The following is a 21,241-nucleotide window of genomic DNA, read 5'->3' on the forward strand; positions in this document are numbered from 1 at the left end:
CGAAGTGAAGAAGACGCGGATGCTTGAAGTCAGTCAACTCAAAGTGTTTCACGGTGTTATCGAAGCCGTGCACGGGATCGATGTATCTGTATCCGAGGGCCAGTGCGTTTCGCTTCTGGGTCCGAACGGAGCGGGAAAGACGTCGACGCTGTCGGCGATCACCGGGACAGCGAAATCCGCCGGCACCATGACTCTTCTCGGCGATGACATCACGCGCCTTTCGATCGAGGAACGCTGCAGAAAAGGCATCGCCATCTCTCCGGAGGGGCGCCGAATTTTCTCCAACCTTTCGGTGCGTGACAATATGAACATGGGCGGCGCGAGGCGAACCGACAAGGCCGCGCTGGCTTCGGAGATCTCCGAGTGGTTCGAGCGGTTTCCGATATTGGGCGAACGCGCCGAGCAGATGGCGGGAACCCTTTCCGGCGGGGAGCAGCAGATGCTCGCCATCGCGCGCGCGTTGCTGTCACGTCCACGAATTCTGCTTCTCGATGAGCCGTCCCTCGGACTGGCGCCGCAGATTGTCGCCAAGATTTTCGACATCATCCGCGAACTCAAATCGCGCGGGATGACCATCCTGCTGGTCGAACAGAATGCCGCTGCGGCAATCGGCCTTTCTGACAAGGTCTACATCCTCAACAATGGCCTGATATCCCGAGAGGGCACAGCCGACGAGTTCGGCGATGGCAGCGATCTGATGGACGAGCTGACAGGAGTGCACAGCTGATGGACTATTTCATCCAGCAAAGCCTGAATGCGTTGAGTTTCGGCGCCGAGTACGCGCTGATTGCATTGGGACTTGCAATCGTCTTTTCGATCATGGGCCTGGTCAACTTCGCCCACGGCGAGGTCATCGCTTTTGGCGGCTACTCAATGGTCATCATGGGCACGCTGCTGACCAACAATCCTCTCGTCTTGATCGTTGGTGTTATCGTGGCTTGCGTCCTTGCCTCCGTCGCACTCGAGCGCATTGCGTTCCGAACCGTGCGGGGGCGGACTTGATGACAGGGCTGCTGACGGCGTTCGGGGTCAGTATCATTCTACAAAATCTGTTCCTGCTGTTCGGCTCACCGCGCCCCATGGCTGCAACCCAGTTCATCTTTCTCGACAGGACGCTGGCCATCGGCACCATTCGAATCTCGTCGCTGCAGGTCTACGAAACAGTGACCACCATATTTGCAATTCTGGCGCTGACGTTTTTCCTGCGCCGAACCACACTCGGCATGGCAATGCGCGCAGCGGCCCTCGATTTCGAGATGGTTCGTTTGTGCGGTGTCCGCGCCAACCGGGTCATTGCAGGCGCTTTTGCCATCTCCGGATTGCTTGCCGGACTGGCCTGCATTTTCATCATGGCGCGGCGCGGCAGCGTTCAACCGCATATGGGTTTCGATCCCGTCCTGGTGGCGTTTGTCGCCTGCGTAATCGGCGGTTTCGGAAGTCTGCCTGGCGCGGTGCTGGGTGGCTTTCTTCTCGGCATTACTGAAGTGGCGGTTCTTATCCTTCTACCGCAAAGTGCCGGTGGGCTTGCTCATGCCGTGGTGTTTGCGCTGGTGGCGCTGGTTCTCATCTGGCGACCGGACGGCATCCTTTCGCCGGCGCGCGAGAAGGGAGACAAGATATGAGGCTTCCTGCGATCAACATTTCCCAGCGCCAGGGACTGCTTGGCAGCGCGCTGCTCAGCCTGATCATTCTGGCAATCGTCGGCGCCTATTACCTATGGGGTGAGAGCTATCAGGCCCGCATACTCTATGCCACCTTCGTAAACCTGCTGGTTGTGGTCGGCCTGCAAATCTTCACCGGCAACGCCAACATCACCAGTTTCTCCCATGCGGCGTTCATGGGGATTGCCGCCTATGTCGCGGCGATTTGCGTCACGCCTATCGCAATGAAGGCCATCTCATTGCCCGATGCGCCATGGGGATTGAACGCGTTCGAGTTGACCGCAGTGAGTTCAGCACTTCTGGCCCTGCTGATCACGGGCCTGCTCGGGCTGGTGACAGGCCTGTTCATGGCCCGGTTGACGGGCGTCGGGGTAACGATTGTCAGTATCGCCATCCTGGTCATCATGCATTCGGTCTTTCTCTACCGGACGGATATTTTCAAAGGCAATCAGGCGTTTTTCGGCATACCGAAAATCCTTGATCTGCCGCAAATGACGGTGCTGGTCATCATCGCCGTTTTTCTCGCCCGCATCTTCAGGGAAAGTTCGGTCGGGTTGAAGTTGCGCGCGTCTGCCGATGACGAAGTGGGCGCGCGCGCCATGGGGGTCGATGTCTTCAGAGTGCGGTTGATCGCATGGGTAATCGGGACGCTGTTTTTCGCCGCAGCCGGTATTGCCTATGCATTTTATCTCGGCACGATTTCCGCCCGCCCGTTCTATTTCAATTTCGTTTTCCTGACGGTTGCAATGCTGATCCTGGGCGGCCTGCGCAGCGTGACCGGAGCCGTTTTCGGAACCCTGATGATTTCAATCGGGTTGGAAGTTGTACGCTGGCTGGAAACGGGCCCGAACATTGCCGGCATCGAGTTGCCCGAGGTCCTCGGTCTGTCCGGGCTGTTGCTTGGTGTCGTGATCGTCGCTGTGATGGCGTTTCTACCGAACGGCGTGATGGGCAACCGGGAGATCGAAGAATTGGTGAAACGCAAGCGCTAAGCACAGAAAGAGTTTGGACATGGGATGCAATCACACGATTCACAAGCATCATCATCACCTCGGGTGGGACAACTCGAATGCTCCCGTTCTGGCGATGAAGCCCGGCGAAACCATAGCGGTCGAAACCATTGATGCATCCGGCGGCCAACTTCATGCAGATGCCGGGCTTGATGACCTCAAGGCGTTGGATTTTGAAAAGGTCAACCCGGTAACCGGCCCGGTGTTCGTCGACGGCGCTGAACCCGGTGATGCCGTCGCCATCACCTTCCTCGATTTCCACCCGTCCGGCTGGGGCTGGACCGCAAACATTCCCGGATTTGGGCTCTTGGCCGACCAGTTCACTGAACCGGCTCTACACATCTGGAAATATGACACATCTTTGCTGAAGCCCGCAGCGTTCACCGGCTTCGGCGCCGTGCCGCTGAAGCCGTTTGTCGGCACGATTGGCCTGGCTCCCGCAGAAACAGGGCTGCACAGCATTGTCCCGCCGCGCAATGTCGGCGGCAACATGGACATCCGCGACAATTGCAAGGGAACAACGCTCTATCTGCCGGTAGAGGTTGCTGGTGCCCTGCTTTCGCTTGGCGACACCCATGCTGCGCAAGGCGACGGGGAAATTTGCGGGACGGCCATCGAGAGTCCGATGAATGTCGAGATCAAGATCGATCTCATCAAGAATGCTCGCCTGCAATCACCGCGGTTTGAGACGTCGGGACCGGTGACCAGCCACATTGATCGACAAGGATACCGGGTGACCACCGGCGTTGGGCCGGATCTGATGACAGCATCAAAGGAAGCCGTCAGCCGGATGATCGACTGGCTTTGCACGACCAACGGCATGTCCGCCGTCGACGCCTACTTGCTGTGCAGTGTTGCAGGTGATCTGCGTATCTCGGAAATTGTCGACATGCCCAACTGGATTGTCAGCTTCTACTTTCCAAAAGCAGTGCTCGGTTAGGGTCAGGACCTGTTGCTATCACTGCGATGGTCGGAGCGGATGTGTGCGGATACGAGGAGCAAGCCCGCAGGAAGGCTGGAGCCTATAAAGGGATTGCGACATGGTATCCCGTGCGGATCCGCCCGATCCGAAGGACGCTCGAGCTGACGTCGACCTGCGGCGTCAAAGCCCTCGGCCGGGGGAACGGTCCCGCTCTTCGGGCTTTTCCTTGCATCTCTCGTCATCTCGAACGCCATTTCAGTCATGGCAACAGGTCCTGACCCTAGGTGTGAGTGTTCGGCAGGTTGTTCATTTGGAGCGAAATCCGTGTGATGGCATGAAGGATCCGCTCAAGTTATTCTGAACGCCGGAAGCAACCGGACGACAACCTGCCTATTTTATCGAGTCCGTTGCCACCGCCACCAATGGTGAGATCGATCTCGGTGGTGGAAAAGCCATTTCCTCGAAGTCGAGATCCATCAGGCCTTGCATTTCGATTGCCTGTCAACGGCGGAGTAAAAGCGGCCTCTTGCGACGCACGCTTGAGAGCACCGGGAAGGCGTAGCCCGAGTGGGTGTCTGAAGCGTGCGTGACGATTTCTTGGGTGGGGAGGCCGCCTGCCTTTCGGGCGAGTGCCCGGTTCAACGTCGACCTTGGAACAACGACCCGATGCTTCGGACCGCGAAACGCGAGATTTTTTCGCAGCGGTAGGACGTGAACTGCGCCTCTGAAGGTTAGGGCATCGCAAACCCGAGCTTATCGCCGCGTTCCGCAAGCCGGGACTGGGTGATAGCGCGCTGCCAGGCGAATGCGCGCCTTACGGACCCGGTCAGATCATCGGCGCCAGATCCCGTCCTCGCATCGGCAATGCCGCGCACGCGCGCGGCCGTGAAGCTGTTCATCTTGCCGAAAAGGTCGCCAGACTGTTCCTGTTCGACATCACCTTCCGCAAAAGTGCAGGATTGAACAGTAGATCGAGGATCGGGGCCAAGGCTGCGTCCCGGCTCAGGATCGCGGCCCCCTCGACATCGAAGAGCACCAGGAGATTTAGGGGGACAGCGAAGGCTGCGCACTGGTGCGATATCCGCCAATTCTTGCGCACGCCGAATGGGCCGACTGAAGACGATCGGCAGATATCGCTAATTCGATTGCATTCAGTCAAGAATATATCTTAAAGTTGAAGAAGTTCGACAAAGGATATTCTGATATGACGCTGCGGGGGGCTATAGCAGGCGTCTTTCTGGTGACTGCATTGAGCGGCAGCGCCGGGGCGAATGAAGACCTGAATTGCGGATCGGACGGGGTAAGGGCGGTCGCCTGCGACGAATTGGCGAACAGGCGCGCGCGTCAAGGGAAAACCCAGACACCCACCGACAATAAGGACGGTGGCAAGGAGCCGGGCGAGGAAGTCCAGCCCCCTCTCCCTGATGCGACGGTGCGGCCATTCGCCGGATTTGCAGTGACAGCCGCAACGCTGGCGCGGCTGCAGAGCCAGACGGACGTCATCAAGACCTGTCACGCGGATATTCTCGAATTGTTGGCGCCGATTGATGCTGCTTTCACGGCGAACTGCGAATGCAAAGGGACAAAGGAGATCAAGGCCGACGCATCGCACGCCGACAAGTTGAAACTGCGGCTTGAAAATCTCAACACGCTCGTCGCCTGCCTTGAAACAGCGACAGGCCTGACGCACGAGCTTGCCGGCAGTCTTGCCGGAGGTGGACCGCCGCCGCCCTTGCCTTCTCCTCCCAAATCGGAGGACCCGCCAAAGCAGAAGCTGAATATCATAAGTGCCTGGGCGGGAGACCCGCATATCCCAGGGCTTCGATGCAGCCCAAAGACGGTCACAAACTGGGTCCGCTCGAAATGCCTCTATGACCCGGTCAAGCCGGGTGCTGGCATCAACAGCAGCAACGCCCTTGCATTGCGCGACGACGTCATCGCCTGTCAGGTCGAGAATGTCCAAATCGACAGCGTCTGCGGCGGCGAAAATCCCAATCCGCAAGGCGATCAGATGATCGGCGTTGCCTTCCGCTGCAAGGCCGATGGGCTGCAACACACCGCATCGATCGTTTCCGGCGGGACACTGACTCTGGTCTGTCCATGAGCGCGCCTCGCCGAGACACGACCTGCACACCAGTACCGCGCCGCAACCGGCGCGGCTGGCGCCACGCCGCGCTGATGGGTGCGGCGCTGGGGCTCGCAGGGTGCGCGGTCGCGGGTTCGCAATTTCTTGACGACACACGGACGGTCGCCTGCCGGTCGGCCGGGCTCGGCAGCTATGTCCTGCCGCGATCGGTGCTGCAGATCGCCGTGGTCGACACGAACGCCAACGGCACAACGAAACGCACCCTGGAGGGGCCGGCGGTTCGCGCCATTCCCGATCTGCGGCACGTCTATTGTCTTGACTATCTCTCAAGTCCGACCTCTGACGACATCGTTGACGTCAAGAAGACGAAGAACGGGCTGCTCTCGCTGGTGGCCACCGACATACTGGACAAGAGCAAGGAGATCGCCTTTGCCCTGGCTCGAACCGCCTTCACGCTGGCTTCGGGTTTGCGGGCGGAGATAGGCGGCGAGGCGGAGAACCAAAGCGTCAAGTTCAGCTACGAGGTAGACCCGTTCGACTATGCGGACACGGCGGCGATGAACGAGCGCCTCCGGGCGTTCGGGTTCTGTCTGATCAATCCGGGCTGGTCGTTCAATCCCGGGAAGGCGGACATCGACACCTATTGCAATGCGCCGGAGCAAACGCTCGCCAACGCCCCGCCGGCATGGGTCAAGGCGCAGGCGCACCACCGGAACGCAGAGGCGAAAGCGGTGCTGCCGACAACGCCGCACGCGCCGAAGGTCACCGGAGCGCGGGCGCTTTCCGGCATTCTCTACCGGCCGCGGCTCGAACATACGTTGCTGATCCTGCGCAAGAACAATCGAACCGGCTGGGAACTGGCACAGCGGCAGACCCTGCTGCTGGAGAACGTCGCGCCGATCCTCTCGGTCGGGGTAAGTCGCGCGTTCTTTTCGGAGCGGATTTCAGTGCTTCACTTTGACCGCGGCGTGCTTGGAAACGTCTGCATCTACAAGGGGAGCGAGTTGGAGGCGGCGGTGACCGTGCCCTTCCTGGTGGCCAGTGCCATCGTCGCCCTGCCGGCAACGCTGATCCAGGTGAAGATCAACACCGCCCAGGACCGCCAAAGGCTGGCGGAGCTGGAGACGCACCTCGCCGAGTTGCAGGCGGAAATGATTGCCGCGCTGGCGGAAACCCGGAACCCGACCCTGCCGAACGCGCCCAACACCGGTGGGAACCAGGACCTTCCCGCATCGGTCGCGAATGCGGCGTTCAACCGAATCCTCAGCGATGCGGGACTTGACGAGAGCCTTCCCACCGTCCGCAGCAAAGGGCGCAAACAGGCCTTCTTCTCAGACACCGCCGGAGACCACTACGGCTGCCCGACGGAACTTGCGGGCGCGGCCACGTCGGTTGCGGTTCCCGGCCTTCCCGAGGCGAACTGAAAAGCGAGACGCAGGATGCCACTGATCCGCATTTGGTCACGACAGGCCTCCGCACCGAGGAGGCAACGGTTCCGGCGCGACGCGCTGACGGTTGCCCTTACGGCAATTGGCGCATTCGCGGTTTCCGCCTGCAGCATGGTCGGATCAAATGATTACGTGGCGGATGGCGGCGCAACCGCGAGCACCGGCTGCCACGGAAGCGCCGGCTCTTACTTCCTGCCAAAGACATACCTGCACATCAATGTGACCGAGAAGACGGCAACGGATGTCCGTGTCATGCCGATCCAGCCGATGCGCCTGCCGGACCGGAGCAAAAGCTATTGCCTCGACTTTCTCGGCTCGCCGACGTCCAACGACAAGTTGGCGATTACAAAGACCGAGAGCCAGTTGCTGGAAAAAATCACCGCCAATGCGGAAGACAGGTCGGAACAGATACTCAAGACAATCGCCGATACCGGCATCGCTTTGGCAAAGGCAGCGGCGCTGCGCGCCGACCCCGGGATCCAGGCAGCCGGGCGCGACCGAAACTACAAGGACACGTTCGACCCTTTCGATCCGGACGCCCTTCAGGTTGTCAACAGCAACCTGCATAGCTACGGGCTTTGCGTCGTCGTACCCGGGCAAGACGAAGTGGTGTCGATGCAGCACCTTTCGAAGACCTGCAACCATCCGGTATCGCGAGGAACACGGAACCGGCTTTTGCTCGGCTCCGGAAAAACCGGCGCGCTTGCCTACGCGGCCCAAAGCAAAACCACCTTGCCGCCCTCGACATACAGCCGCGGCATTCTCTACCGGCCGCGCCTCCCCTATGCAGTCTATGTTTTGACGAAAAAGAACCGGAAGCTGAGCGGCGGCTGGCAGATCCTTTCCAAATCGATGATCGCCATGGAAAACGAGGCCCCGGTTCTGTCCGTCGGCGTCGACCGCACCTTCTTCGCGACCAGAAGCACCACGCTGGACTTCCAGGAGGGCATGCTGAGGGATGTGACCATCGAGAAGACCAGCGAGCTTGAGTCCTTCGTCAAGGTGCCGCTCCATATCGCCCAGGCGATCGTCAACCTGCCGGCCCAGATCATCCAGCTGCGCATCGACATCGGCAACAAGGATGCGGAACTGATCCGCGCCCGTGCCGCGCTGATCAGCGCCGAGGCCGATCTGATTGCGGCGCTGGCGGCGAAAGACAATGCACAGGCAGGAACCGGCTCCGCCGGCACAAACGCCCAGACGGTGGCCGCCGGCCTTGGCCTGTCGTCGGGAGGTGGCATGCAGTCCTGCATCGCCCGCTGCAACAGTTTCGGCGGAGACGGCAGATGCGAGGCACTGTGCTCGTGCCAGTTGTTGTGTTCCGGACAGGGAGACACGCCGCAATGCGCGCGCTACTGTTCAATCGCACAATAGAACACGCGATGCGTTGCCTCGCCTCATCCCTCGCGGCCATTGCGCTGGCCGGCACAATCATGGCCGGTACGGGAACCGGCACCGCGTTCGGCCAGGATACAGTCGAGAGCCGGTTTCGCGAAAGCCTCGGCAATCTGGAGACCTTGCGGGACCAGTTCGGCCCGGGCTACCGCTCGGAAGACACGCGGATTGAAACCTTCTCCGAGCTTGGAAACAATCCGAGCAGCGCGCAGGTCTACCGGGCGATCTACATGCAATGGCTGCAACGCGGCGGGCCAAGGCAGGGTCGAAGCATCGAAACGGCGCTCGACCGCGATCCACAGGCGCAGGCCAACATGAGCCGACCGCCGCCAAACGAAGTCACCTCTTTTGTCACCGGTATCGACGCCCGTGCCGTGGGCACGAACGCATCGGCGACGGGGCAACGGTTTCGCGAGACTGTGGCCATCCTGCAAACGCGTGGTGCGCAATCGGACGGCGGGGCTCTGTCGGGCCTTTGCACCGGCGTGCTGGTCAGCGATCTGACAGTGCTCACGGCGGCGCATTGCGTTTGCGATCTCGACCTGCTTTCGCCCGAAGGTCGATCCACGGCCGTGGTGGTACACGATGCGGTCGCCGACCGGCGGAGCAGATATATGCTTGCTCCGGTTGCAAAAAACCTTCCCAACGCAGGAGACTTGCAGGTCCAGACCGCGCAGAAGTCGATCCTGATCGACAGGACCCGGCAGCCCGTCCTGCTGGACCCCACCTTCTGCAGACTCAAGACGCAAGGCTACCTTCTGAAAGGCAAGGACCTTGCACTGATCTACCTCGACCCGGACCGAACGGCTCCGAACGCCCCCGACCGGGACGAAGCGCCGATCATCAACCTGACACGGGACCGCGCGAAAGCGCAGTTTGCTCCGGTCGAATTGCTGGTTTCGCCAGCGCTTCGGCACATGACGGTGGTCGGCTTCGGATATTCCGACTTCATCTCAAACGACCGCCGCTACTGGGCCAAGGTCGGCGTTCGCGTGCCGGTTGCAAGCGCGACCTGCCAAAGACCCTATGCGCAGTCCAACTACGGCTGCGCGTCCGGCCGGGAGGCGGTGCTGATCGACAGATATGCCGGCGGAGACAGCTGCTGGGGCGACAGCGGCGGCCCGGCGTTCATCAGGTATTTCGGCGCCTACTATGTCGCAGGCATCACGTCGCGCGCCGCGATCCCGGGACGATGCGGAACGGGCGGCGTTTACACGCTGATCACGCCACAGGTGATGGCCTGGATCAACTGGCGCAAGCGCGTCGGCGACCCGGCCTTCTGACAGACAGATAGGCAGGAACACGAAGACCGAGATCGAGACCGAAAAGGATAGCGGCTATGGAGGCACTTCAAAGAGCAGCCGCACGGACGGTCGGCGTGCTGACGGGCAGTCTTCTGGCCTTGTTCGCAGTGGCCGACGCGGCCGCCGACGACATGTCCGCAACGACCCGGCAAAACAATGAACAGCAGGCCGCCCCGGTGGAGACTTCTCCCGTTCTCACGCTTGATGCGTATCTGGAACGGGAACGCACCAGGCCCGATGCCGACCGGCCAAGCGTGGCCTTCGCACCGCCAAATCCGAGCCCGACCGCCTTTACCGAGCTGAAACCGCTTGCGGGAATGACAGTGATCGGCGGGGTGCGGGCCCAGGCAGGCAGTCTGGAGGATATGGTCCGCCTGTCGATCCGACTGAAGAACCACGCGAATTCGCACGTCATCGATGCAGAGTGCAGCGGCGTTCTCATTCAACCCCGAATGGTGCTGACGGCCGCCCACTGCCTTATTCCCAGGGATCTCAACTATCAGCTCGAAGAGATCGCGGTCTGGTATGGTCACCACAATCGCACCAGCCAGAGATCGATCTCCGTGTCTGTCGACGGACCCGCACTCCTGGTGGCGCAGGGCTATGATCGGTTTGCTCCACAAGACGGCTTCGACCTCGCCGCTCTTCACTTGCCCGCTCCGCTTTCCGGCGATGGGGTGAAATCGGCCCCGCTTGCCGATGCCGAAATGCTGGAGCAGAAGGAGCTTCATTTCTTCACCGCCGGCTGGGGCAAAACCCACAATGACGGCAGTTCCTCGCTGACCAGCCCCAAGACCCTCCTCTATGTCCGCCTCGTCTTGCAGGACAAGGACGAGCAAGCTGTCGCCCCGCGCGCAAGGCAACGCCGGCTGGAGCAACTCGCCCTGTCAGTCCTCGTTGGGGGCACCCCACCCGACACCCCGAAGGCCGGCGCCTGTGTCGGCGACAGTGGCGGCGGGCTTTACGCGGCGCCCGTCACCGACATCGGTCCGGGTATCAGTTCGTTTCTCGGACCGAAACTCATTGGGCTGACCAGTTTCGGCCGAAATGCCGAAATGCAGACCGACAACAGCAATACGCCGGACGATCCGACATTCTGCCTGCACGACCGCACACGCAGCCATTTCACCAATCTCCATACGCACCACACGGAGATTGGTGAAATGGCCACCGCATTCGGCATCGACCCGGCGGAAGTCGGGCTTTCGGAGGACAACCGATGAGGATTGAAGCAAGATACCGCGGGCCAGACTTTCCGGCTCGCACCCTCGCGTTCGCGATCCTTGCCGTTCTTGCAAGCGGCACGGCCGGAGCCCAGCAAAATCCCCAGACCTTGATGCAGCGCGCGCCGCAGCTGGAAGAACGCATGTGGCACTCAAGGGATCTCCAAAACCCGCGGGAGCTGGAGATTTACACCGATCTTCCGACCTCGCGGTTTGTCCCACACGTCCAGCACGATCAAAACCTTCAAAACGTTCAGGATTACCAAGACCAGCCGGACAGCGCCGACCAGGGGCAGGCGCCCGAACGCCTCGATCCCGATATCGATCTGGACGTTCGGCAAACGGATCGCTTGCGATTGCAGAGCAACGAATTGCTGCAACGGCTCGAGCCGCCACTCGCCCGCAAGCTTCTCGAGCAGGCCTCTCCGGATGCCCTGCCCGACCGGCTATCGCACTTCCGGCGGAAGCTGGAGGGGCGCCTGCAGGTGGAACAAGGCGACCCAGACGAAGCCCTGCGTCTCACCGTTGCCGATGAAGTCCGGGAAAGCTTCACGACAGGCCGTTTCGGCCTCTCGCCTGACGGTCCCCTGGCGCTCGGACACGGGGAGCTTGCTGCCCTGCTCGGTGCTTCGAACAAGAACAAGGTCAGCGTGAGCGAATATCACGAATTTCTGCGGCAGGCATACAAGGCCAAGCCCGGAACGCCGGTTCTGGAACTGTTCGGACCTGACGGCCTTCCGTTGAATGATGTCCGATATTTCTCGATCATTGGCCGTGACGATATCATAAAGATGATCATCGGCGACGACGGCATCATGGGCATCAACGGGGACGGTATCGCCGGAAATTCCTACGCCGGCACGTTCGGATCAGCATCCGGGTGCGATGCCGGCGGGAACGATTCGACCCGAGCGGCCTGTCCTGACCCTAGACACATGGAGAAGGTCAAACGCATGGCCGGCGCGGTGGCGCTGGTAACCGCCTCCGGGTTCCTGCGCAACGTCGATGCCGGGACCGTCCTGGGCCTCCAGCCGGCAGAGCACTGCAAGTTCCAGTCGCGCAGCCATTGCTCGGGCTTCCTGGATGCCGATCGCCGGCACCTTTGGACGGCCGCGCACTGCCTGGCAAACCTGAACCTGACCGAAACGTCGCGAACCGGAACAAGCATGTTGCCAGAGATCGACGAGACGACCGTTTGTCCAAAAGAAGCAAGGTTCCGTGCAGTCTTCGGGCTCGGAGCCCGGCGGAACCCGGACGCACCGCTGGCGGAGGACAGCATCTATGGCTGCAGGACGGTGACCCGCACGAGCCACGACACGGTCAGGATCCGGCTCGACACGGATACGGACGTGCCGGCATCGCTCGTTTCCGCCGGCATGCCGGTCTATTCCGGTACGGATATGGGATCGACGGATATTCCGGTCGGCACGCGGCTCGCAGGATTTGGCTTTCCGCACACCGCACGGCTGGCGATGATGGGCAACGGGGCGATCCGTCCCCCGAGGTTCTGTAACGCGACGGTAGCCTCCAATAGCGGCACCGACAGCACCAACCCCTTGCCGATCGACCGCGCATACTCCGGGCGCGATTATCTTTGCATCTCGACCGACACGCTTTCGGGAGCATCCGGGGGGCCTGTGGTTGCAGCTCTCCCGAACGGCCTCGTTGAGGTGATCGGCGTCATGTCACGCGCCTACCGGGTGGAACTCGCCGAGGAATGCAAGGGCGCCGGCGAGGAAAGCGACCGACTGAACCTCGCATCGAGGATCCGGCCGTTCGCACCGTAGCGATGGTCGGGGAGAGCCGCTGCCGGGCCGCCTCGGCACGTGCAATTCACCCGAAAACGCCGGTCGGAACGCGCGGTGAACGCCCGGTTGTCTCGACGGACATCCTTTTTTCGCCCTCCCCCGGTTCATTGGCCGGCAGACAACAGCGGCCGCAAGAAGCCTTCAGGGAAAAACCGCCGGCTGACGGTTCAGCGTGGAGCCGGGGCTTCCTCCGCCTGCGCCTCGATCTCCCAGGAAGGAGCCTTGAACGCCTCCACCAGAAAATCGATAAAGTGCCGAATGCGGGGCACCATGTGCCGGTCGGGCAGAAACACCGCGTAGATCGCGCTGTCGTCGACAGCCGTGCAATCGGCAAGGAGTTGCACAAGTCGTCCGTCAGCGATTGCGGGACGGGCCAGATGCTCCGCGATACGCATGACCCCGGATCCGGCAAGGCACATTTGATAAAGCGACATGCCCTGATTGCTCTTGAACCGGCTCTCCGCGCGGAAGGTGACGACCTTCCCGTCGACGCTGAATTTCCAGCGATTGAGATGCTCGCGGCTGCCATCCCAGGCGACACAGGGCATGCGCTCAAGATCCGCCGGCGTTTGCGGCACGCCAAACGCCTCCAGAAGCGCGGGCGCGGCCACCACGGCCCTTTGCAACCTGCAAAGCCGCCGATGCATCAGGCTGGAGGCCGGCAGCTTGCCCATGCGGATCGCCACGTCGATCTGATCGTCTATGAGGTTCTCCGTATCGTCCGTCAGACGCAAGTCGAGCGAAAGACCCGGATGACGCGCCAGGAACTCCGGCATAAGCGGCGTGATACGGTCGAGCCCGAAAGCGATGGGAGCAGAGACCCGCAACTGGCCCTCGATTTGCGTGCCGCTGGTCTGCCAGTCGATTTCGGCCTCTTGGAGAGTGTCAATCACGCGACGCGCAACCTCCAGAAAACGCTCGCCTTCGGCGGTGACACGATGGCCGCGCGTCGTGCGGTGGAGCAGCTTTGCACCGAGCCGCGTCTCGAGCCGCTGGATCGTCTGGCTGATGAAGGGCTGGCTTGCGCCCAGACTGTGCGCAGCGGATGTGAAAGCGCCAGTCTCGACCACGGCCTGAAAGACCCGCATCTCCAACAGTCTGTCGTCTCGCATCGCCCCTCGTCATCCTTGGTTCGGCCGCAACGCCCCCGCCCCGGCGATAACTATTATTGCCGATGTTGCGTTGATCCGTCTTGGCGCTTTTTCCAAACTGACGGGGCGTATGGGCGCGGCAGGCTCACGCGCTCCCACATTGACCGAAAGGATCCCCCATGCTGGACCTTGGAAATCGCGTATCGATCTATCAGCCCGAACAGGCCGGCCTGATCTTCCCGGACCTGCCCGAGTTCGACCGCGTGGAGGACGACCGCCGGCACCGAAAGGAACGGCTTGTCGCCGCCTGCCGCGCCTTCGCCCAGCAGGGGTTCGACTATGGCTTTGCCGGGCATTTGACCGTACGCGACCCGGAACGCCCGGAACTCTACTGGACCAACCCGATGTGCGTTCACTTCGACAAGGTGCGAATATCGAACCTGATCCTCGTCGACCACGCAGGCAAGGTGGTCGAGGGCGATCATGCCGTCAATCGCGCCGGTTTCGTGCTGCACGCCAATGTGCATGAGGAACACCCCGACATCATCGCGATGTGCCATGCACATACCCTCAATGGCACAGCCTGGTGCGCGACCGGTCTCCCGATCGAGCCAATCACCCAGGACGCCTGCGCCTTCTTCGAAGACCATGTGATCATCGGCGATGAAGCCGGCGCGGTCGCGGTCGAAAACCATGCCGGCTCCAATGTCGCCAAGGCGTTCAAGGGTGTGAAAGCCGCCCTTCATCAAAACCACGGGCTGTTGACGGCCAGCCGGCACAGCATCGACAGCGCCGCCTTCTGGTTCATCGCCCTCGAACGCTGCTGCAAGCAGCAACTCGACATCGCCGCCACCGGGATCACGCCCACAAAGGTGCCGGCAGACCGCGCCCGCTACAGCCGCGAACATGTCGGCAGTGATTACATTGGCTGGCTGCACTTCCAGACGATCTGGAACCAACTCGCCGTCGACCAGCCGGACATGCTCGACTGAGGGGCTCAAGCGAGGCGCAGCGCTCTCGTGCCAGAAGTTCACACGACCCGTGACAGCGGGTCGTGTCAGGCACCGTGGACAGGCTCCGGCTTCTGGGGTTTGATGGCGAAACGCCTGAACAGTCAGCCCCGGATCCGGAATTTTCTCACGCAATGAGCGCGCAGACACACATCGGCCGACTCACGTGGCGCAAGCGGCTGGCCTGGCTCGCCGGCCTCGTCGCCGCGCTTGCCATTGTGGTTTCCGTGCTCAATCTGGAGCGCGACCGGACCGGCCTTTCCATATCTTCACGCTCGGTCGGCACCACTCCTGCGACCCTCTATCGTCTTCCCGGCGGGCAAGGCCCCCTGGTGATCGTCGCCCACGGCTTTGCCGGCTCCCGCCAGTTGATGCAGGCCTATTCGCTGACGCTCGCGCAGGCAGGCTACACGGTGCTTGCTTTCGACTTCGAGGGGCACGGTCGAAATCCCGTGCCGATGTCGGGCGATGTAACCGCCATCGACGGAACCACGGCCCTGCTGGTGGGCGAAACGCGCCGCGTGATCGCCGCCGGCCGGGAGCGCATCCCCAAGGCCTCCGGCGTTGCGCTTCTCGGACACTCCATGGCAACCGATATCCTGATCCGTGCCGCCATCGCGGAACGAGAGGACGGCACGCCGGTCGATGCAATCGTCGCGATCTCGATGTTCTCCGGAGCCGTGACCGCAAAACAACCGAAACGGCTCCTGGCAATCAGCGGCGAATGGGAAACACGGCTGCGGGAGGTTGCCCTCGCCGATCTGCAAATGCTGCAAGAAGGGGCAAGGGAGGGTGAAACCGCTGCCGCCGATGGCGTGACGCGCAGGGCCGTCGTGGCTCCAGGCGTCGAACACGTCGGGGTTCTCTTCAGCGCGACCGCGCTGCGTGAGGCCCGCGCCTGGCTGGACGCCACCTTCGAGCGAAGCAGCGAGGGTCAGATCGCGCTGCCGGGGCTCTGGATCCTTCTTCTTATGGCGGGCATCGTCGGCCTGTTCAAACCGCTCACCGGTCTGTTGCCGGAAACGGCCCGCCCGCCCGCTCGCGTTTCGGCGCAACGATTCTGGGCGTCCGTCCTGATCCCTGCCGTTGCGGTCCCGCTCGTCGCGGTGACACTCTACATCCCCTTTCTGCCCGTGCTCGTGGCCGACTACCTGATGATCCACCTTGCTCTTTATGGCATCGCGCAATTGGTGCTGTTGCGCGCCTGGAAAATGGACGGAGCAGCCTTTTCCGGCCCCGCGGTCCTGCTTCTCGTGATCTGGGGAACGGCCGTCTTCGGACTTGCAATGGATCGCTACGCCGCAAGCTTCATGGCGACCGGCGAAAGGCTTGCAATCATCGCGACCCTTGCGGTCGGAACCGTCCCCTTCATGATCGCAGACGCCTTCGTCACGGGCGCCGGACGCGGCCCCTGGTGGCGGCGGGCCGCAGCACGCATCGCCGTGCTCCTGTCGCTTGGCGGCGCGGCGGCGCTCGATCCGGAACGGCTGATGTTCATCTTCCTCATCCTGCCCGTGCTGGTGCTCTTCTACCTGGTCCACGGGTTGATGGGTCGATGGATCGCGCGGCGAAGCGGCCCGCTCTCCGCGGGGCTTGGCCTTGGTCTTTGCCTTGCCTGGGCACTGGGCGTCAGCTTTCCGCTGTTCAGCCCCGGATGACCTCGACTGCCGGGCGCGACCAGGGTCAGGTCAGGACCTGTTGATATGGCTACGATGGTCAGAGCAGATATGTGCGGATACGAGGAGCAAACCCGCGGAAAAATCAAAACCACCAAACAGAACACAGAATATACTCAATTGTTGATAGATATTATATTTTCAAAAATATCAAATACATGACCAACCAATCGTCCTCGAATGTGATTATTGTCCATATACCCCATAAACCCTTCAATCATTGGATCGCAATGGTCGTCATTGCAAACGACATCAGAAACCCGAATAAAAAATACAGACTCATCACGATCCGTGATTCCATTTATAATCATGTCGACCGCTTTATTTCTATCTTCGAAAAATTCGTAGCTTATGTGACATGCTTCAATCGAAAAAGACTTGCGTTTGGACATGGCAACGCACCGCGCTGGATCAAAATGGAACTCCGGAACAGATCCAATTATAACAATTTTATCAGCGTGATTTTTCAGCTCTTCGATCGTTTTCAGCAAACTCAGGTAGAATTCCTTATGATTATTTTCGGAGAAATTGAAGTGTTGGCCTTCCAGAAAAAGCTTAATTGAACTCCCGGCCTCCCCGGAAAGGCGATCGGAGTTGTAATAAAAAGGCCACCGAGCTGCAATAACGATTGAATCGACCTTACCCAAGTCACGTATGTAACGAATGAAATTTTCCCGGACATCATTGCATTTCGATTTTTCTGAAGAGAAATTTCCACTTCTGACAGTAACTCCCAGGAGCGGAGGGCATCCATCGCGCATGAAACTAGCGAAATTAACATTCATTTTGTCAAACTCTCGACGAAACTTGGAGTTGAGGGCCACTGCATGCGAATCGCCCCACAAAACGACATTTCGAACGTCTTTTTTTGAAACTAATCTATCACCGATTGATGAAATCGTCGCAACATCTCCAGTATCATACAAGTTCATAGAATCTATATTTCGAGGCCAAACAATAAATGCGAGCGCAACAACAATACTAACAGACACCGGAAAAGCGACAAGAGCGCCCGTCGACTTCGAACCCTTGAATCTTTCGCTCAAAAACCTCTGCTCAACGAGAATATATAGAAAATAACCCGAAAATATTGACAATATTAAAAATGAAAATGAATCTAATAAACTGTAATTAGGATAATAATAATAACTCGAAAAGACAAATATAGGCCAATGAATCAAATAGACACTGTATGAAATGCGACCAATATTCGAAAATAGAGGATTTATAAGAATGCATCCGATAAATCCGGCAGGAGTTCCCTTGTAGATAATGTATGCAACAGGAATACAGACAATGGCCGCCAGAGGTGCAGGCCAGGGTGTGGCGCCATCCGCGAAAAAGGGAAAAGCAACGAGAGTGCAGACGGAGCAAACAAACAGTGCAATGTCGGCCGTTGAATGACCAACCGCTTCAATTCGACGGTAGCGGATAGCCAAACTGACATAGGCACCCAACATGAATTCCCAGTAACGGGTCAGCACCGAATAGAAAGCAAGTGCGGGATCGTTTAGCGTCAACAAAACCGAAGCTAAAAATGATGCCGACATTACCAGTAATACTGCTTTTATATGTATTTTTTCATTGAATTTTCGGATGAACAGCAAAATGAAAGGCCATGATAAATAAAACTGCATTTCAACGGCAAGTGACCACGTATGCAGCAGCGGCTTGAAATCAGCCGAAGTATCAAAATAGCCAGATTCATTTGAAAATAGAAAATTAGACGCAAACAAAGCTGCATAAATAAAAGAATCCCTGAATTTAAGAAAATCTTCCAGAAAAAGAAAATACGATGACAAAATGGCTGTTGCAAGAATAACGACATAGTAGGCCGGAGCGATCCGCCGAAATCTTCTTTTATAGAAATCGAATAAACTGTTATTTCCATATTCAATGTTGTTCAAAAAAATGCCTGTGATCAAGAACCCTGATATCACAAGAAATATATCTACTCCTGCATACCCGCCAGCAAACCCGGGGATTTTGAAATGAAAAAACAACACCATGAGAACGGCGACGCCACGCAACGCTTCAATGTCTTTTCTGAATGTACCACCATTCATTTTCAAGCCACCCTAGATGAAATTGATTCCAATTGAAATATTATGTAATTTTCATTGGCCTTGGACGCAATAATACATTAAAATTTAAGCATCGCCGCGCATAAACTCACCTAATTTCTCATTTTGGATATTTCAAACGGACCTGCGTCTAGTCTTATTACTCAAAATGTCGGAACCAAGCCGTCCTTATTGAAAACAACTCCCCCATAATTCGATGCATACATACCATTCAAATCCAACGAAACCGCCTGCAAGCCACCTCGAGCCGGCATGAAGCGGGGTGACGGGCATGACCGCGACGGCGCTCAGCCCGTCAATTGCCGCTCTGTATTGCATCCGCGGGAGAACCGATATTTCTGGCAAGGCGATGAGGTCGCACCAGCACGACCGACATGGGGACGCTTACCCTATCCATGACGATCACGCCACATATGAAGCGAGACAGAGGCCCTTCGCGCCCGGGATATCGCACCCCGGCCTTCCATCGCGACCGGCACTCCACAGGTCGCGGCTATTGCGCTCCGGCAAGCGGGAGGTCATCGGGAATGCGTTGTGCGGCCCAGCTCTCGACGGCCATGGTGCGAATATCCTCGAACAACTGTGCCGGAACGGGAGCGCCGGATCCTGCGGGACGGATCAGGTCGTCATGGAACAGGTACAGCCGCGAGACGAACTGTTCGAACACGAGCGAAGCCTCGCCGTGGCGTTCACCGTTGCCATGGGTGGACACCGTCACGCCGTCACCCCAGTCCTGACCGCTGTCATTGTTCGGGTTGTAGAAATAGATCCGGGTCCGCCCCTCCGTGTCCTGCGCCACCCTGAGGATCGAAATCGCATGCCAGCCGACGAACCGTGCACTGGCATCCGTCACGGCGATACCCGCAGGTTGGGGATGGATCACCGGCCGACCGCCGTTGTAGTCCGGGTGATAGCCTTGGCAGAATCGCGTGACGAAGGCCTCATAGTCGTCGAGCCGCCCGGTCAGCACGTCGACGGCGACCACGCAGTCGCGCGCGACCCACCAGCCATGGAACTCCGGGTTGATCCAGCGGTGCGGATCGCCGCCACGCGGTGCGCAGATCCGCCCCATTTCGGCATAGACGCGGTCGAGATGCGGCACCAGAAGCACAGATACCGGATCCGCATCGATGGGCGCACCGGCCGCAAGACCGGCTGGCAGATCGCCGGAAGCGATGGCCTTGCCCTCGAAATGCATGAGCAACGAATCGAACTCGCCGACCTGGCAAATGAGGTGGAGCAGAAAATCGGGATCGTTCAACGCCCACATCGCGATGGCGCGGGCGGACTGGCATGTCGGGTTGGCCCCCTGTCCGACGCCGAGCGGCTGCCCCACGACCTCCAGAGTCCCGGCAAGAACACGTGTGTGTGCCGACACGGCATCGCCGAAGGCCAACTCCATGCGCGCCGCAACCCCCGCCTGCAGGTTCATCGACAGTTGACGCTCGAGTGCCGGCGCGATCGGGGCACTGTGAAGCACTCCGCGCTCCAGCAGCATCGCCAGTCCATAGACCGCTTGCGGGGTCTGCGGATACACGGCGGCCGCGATCAGCTTGTCGACCAGCGGCTTGAATTTCCAGAAGCAATCGAGCCCCGTCCCGCCGAGCCCGAGCGTTTCGGGCACAAGCGACGCCTCGCGATGCTCCGACACCCAGCGCAGAAAACCCGCGTGGTAGTCGGAGACGAGACCGGTATCGTGCATGGCGCGGGCAAACCCCGACGCCTCGCGACGCAGGGCGGTCTCGTCGAGCCGTTCCAGGCGCGTGAGATAGGCCTCGATCCCCGGATCGTCGAGGCATTCGTTGGTGGGACCGAAGAGTGCGCTGACCAGGCGATCCGCACCCAGCCGCTCCCGTCCGACCCCGCCATCCTCGCGCGTCAGCGCGATCGCGATCTGGGTGATCATTTCCTTCACAGGCCCGACCTGAATCGGCCGCTGTTCCAGAATCCGCCAGATCTCGGCGACCAGAATGCCAAGCACGTCCTGAAAGCCGATGTGCTCGGCGATGAAGCGGAACAGATTGCCCCGCAAGGCGGCACCCGCATTGTCTTGCCGGTCCGCCTCGCTGGTCTGGTCGAAGAAATGCCGAAGGTTCAGCGCCAGAACCTGAGTGAGGAAATGGCGGGCGTGTTCGGCATGGACGTTGAAATGCGCGCCGCCGCCGCTGGCAATTGCCAGCAGCCGCAGCAGGCTCGTGACCTCGAGGACGACCGTCAGCCGGTCCGGGCTTTGCAAGGTCTGCCCGACCAGCTGCGGCAGCAGTCTGGAGGGATCGTCCCAGTCGGAACCCAGAAAGAGGCCGGCGGCCTCCATCGCGAGCCCCCGTTCGAAAAGCACATCGAGCCCGCCGGGCACGGCGGCCAGACGCGATGCCACGTCAAGAACGGGACGCTGATGGCGGTATTTGGCGAAAGGCCGCGCCCCCGCCAGTCTTTCGATGGCCACATCGAGCGTATCGGCCAGTCGCGCCGCCTCGGGCCTCGTTTCCATCATGGTCAATTCGTCCTCTTGCAAGCGGTCGA

General features: G+C 59.8%; 16 protein-coding genes. 13 read left to right on the forward strand and 3 right to left on the reverse strand.

Annotated features, from left to right (window positions below):
* Positions 1-19 precede the first annotated feature (19 nt).
* From BLU32_RS09130 to BLU32_RS09180, 11 genes are all read left to right on the forward strand, one after another.
* The gene (locus tag BLU32_RS09130) at positions 20-727 is read left to right on the forward strand and encodes an ABC transporter ATP-binding protein (RefSeq protein ID WP_093806334.1); all 708 of its coding nucleotides are present in this window, start codon (positions 20-22) and stop codon (positions 725-727) included.
* Positions 727-1,002 carry a hypothetical protein gene (locus BLU32_RS22310; protein WP_244501823.1) on the forward strand — a complete coding sequence of 92 codons (276 nt, stop codon included), beginning with the start codon at positions 727-729 and terminating at the stop codon, positions 1,000-1,002. The genes BLU32_RS09130 and BLU32_RS22310 overlap by 1 nt, the downstream gene beginning before the upstream one ends.
* Entirely contained in the window at positions 1,002-1,622 is a 621-nt protein-coding gene (locus BLU32_RS09135) for a branched-chain amino acid ABC transporter permease (RefSeq protein WP_244501824.1), read from the forward strand. Before BLU32_RS22310 ends, BLU32_RS09135 begins: the two co-directional genes overlap by 1 nt.
* Positions 1,619-2,653 carry a branched-chain amino acid ABC transporter permease gene (locus BLU32_RS09140; protein WP_093806336.1) on the forward strand — a complete coding sequence of 345 codons (1,035 nt, stop codon included), beginning with the start codon at positions 1,619-1,621 and terminating at the stop codon, positions 2,651-2,653. Before BLU32_RS09135 ends, BLU32_RS09140 begins: the two co-directional genes overlap by 4 nt.
* Positions 2,654-2,666: 13 nt before the next feature.
* Positions 2,667-3,611, forward strand: a complete 945-nt coding sequence (locus BLU32_RS09145) for an acetamidase/formamidase family protein (protein WP_208977006.1) — start codon at positions 2,667-2,669, stop codon at positions 3,609-3,611.
* A gap of 1,156 nt (positions 3,612-4,767) precedes the next feature.
* The gene (locus BLU32_RS09155) at positions 4,768-5,697 is read left to right on the forward strand and encodes a hypothetical protein (RefSeq protein ID WP_157727591.1); all 930 of its coding nucleotides are present in this window, start codon (positions 4,768-4,770) and stop codon (positions 5,695-5,697) included.
* A complete protein-coding gene (locus BLU32_RS09160) occupies positions 5,694-7,103 on the forward strand; it encodes a hypothetical protein (protein WP_157727592.1) in 1,410 nt (469 codons plus the stop codon). Before BLU32_RS09155 ends, BLU32_RS09160 begins: the two co-directional genes overlap by 4 nt.
* Positions 7,104-7,238: 135 nt before the next feature.
* Positions 7,239-8,501: a hypothetical protein gene (locus tag BLU32_RS09165; protein WP_157727593.1), complete on the forward strand. Its 1,263-nt coding sequence runs from the start codon at positions 7,239-7,241 to the stop codon at positions 8,499-8,501.
* The gene (locus BLU32_RS09170) at positions 8,471-9,805 is read left to right on the forward strand and encodes a trypsin-like serine protease (RefSeq protein WP_157727594.1); all 1,335 of its coding nucleotides are present in this window, start codon (positions 8,471-8,473) and stop codon (positions 9,803-9,805) included. The genes BLU32_RS09165 and BLU32_RS09170 overlap by 31 nt, the downstream gene beginning before the upstream one ends.
* A gap of 56 nt (positions 9,806-9,861) precedes the next feature.
* Positions 9,862-11,049, forward strand: a complete 1,188-nt coding sequence (locus BLU32_RS09175; RefSeq protein WP_093806350.1) for a S1 family peptidase — start codon at positions 9,862-9,864, stop codon at positions 11,047-11,049.
* Complete coding sequence (locus BLU32_RS09180) at positions 11,046-12,836, forward strand: serine protease (RefSeq protein WP_093806352.1); 1,791 nt, start codon at positions 11,046-11,048, stop codon at positions 12,834-12,836. Before BLU32_RS09175 ends, BLU32_RS09180 begins: the two co-directional genes overlap by 4 nt.
* Before the next feature lie 188 nt (positions 12,837-13,024).
* On the opposite strand, the gene BLU32_RS09185 is transcribed toward BLU32_RS09180, so the two are convergent.
* Entirely contained in the window at positions 13,025-13,969 is a 945-nt protein-coding gene (locus tag BLU32_RS09185) for a LysR family transcriptional regulator (RefSeq protein ID WP_093806354.1), read from the reverse strand.
* A 158-nt stretch (positions 13,970-14,127) separates the two neighbouring features.
* On the opposite strand from BLU32_RS09185, the gene BLU32_RS09190 reads away from it, so the two are divergent.
* Together BLU32_RS09190 and BLU32_RS09195 are read left to right on the forward strand one after the other, a co-directional pair.
* Positions 14,128-14,940, forward strand: coding sequence for a class II aldolase/adducin family protein (locus tag BLU32_RS09190; RefSeq protein WP_093806356.1), 813 nt, complete (start codon positions 14,128-14,130; stop codon positions 14,938-14,940).
* Positions 14,941-15,092: 152 nt separating this feature from the next.
* Complete coding sequence (locus BLU32_RS09195) at positions 15,093-16,616, forward strand: alpha/beta fold hydrolase (protein WP_093806358.1); 1,524 nt, start codon at positions 15,093-15,095, stop codon at positions 16,614-16,616.
* Between the two features lie 134 nt (positions 16,617-16,750).
* Here BLU32_RS09195 and BLU32_RS09200 read toward each other — a convergent pair whose 3' ends face one another.
* Both BLU32_RS09200 and BLU32_RS09205 read right to left on the reverse strand, forming a co-directional pair.
* Positions 16,751-18,700: an acyltransferase family protein gene (locus tag BLU32_RS09200; RefSeq protein ID WP_093806360.1), complete on the reverse strand. Its 1,950-nt coding sequence runs from the start codon at positions 18,698-18,700 to the stop codon at positions 16,751-16,753.
* 511 nt (positions 18,701-19,211) lie between these two features.
* Positions 19,212-21,212: a hypothetical protein gene (locus tag BLU32_RS09205; protein ID WP_093806362.1), complete on the reverse strand. Its 2,001-nt coding sequence runs from the start codon at positions 21,210-21,212 to the stop codon at positions 19,212-19,214.
* Between the last annotated feature and the right edge of the window lie 29 nt (positions 21,213-21,241).

Origin of the sequence: Stappia sp. ES.058 (assembly GCF_900105595.1) — a bacterium.
GTDB lineage: Bacteria > Pseudomonadota > Alphaproteobacteria > Rhizobiales > Stappiaceae > Stappia.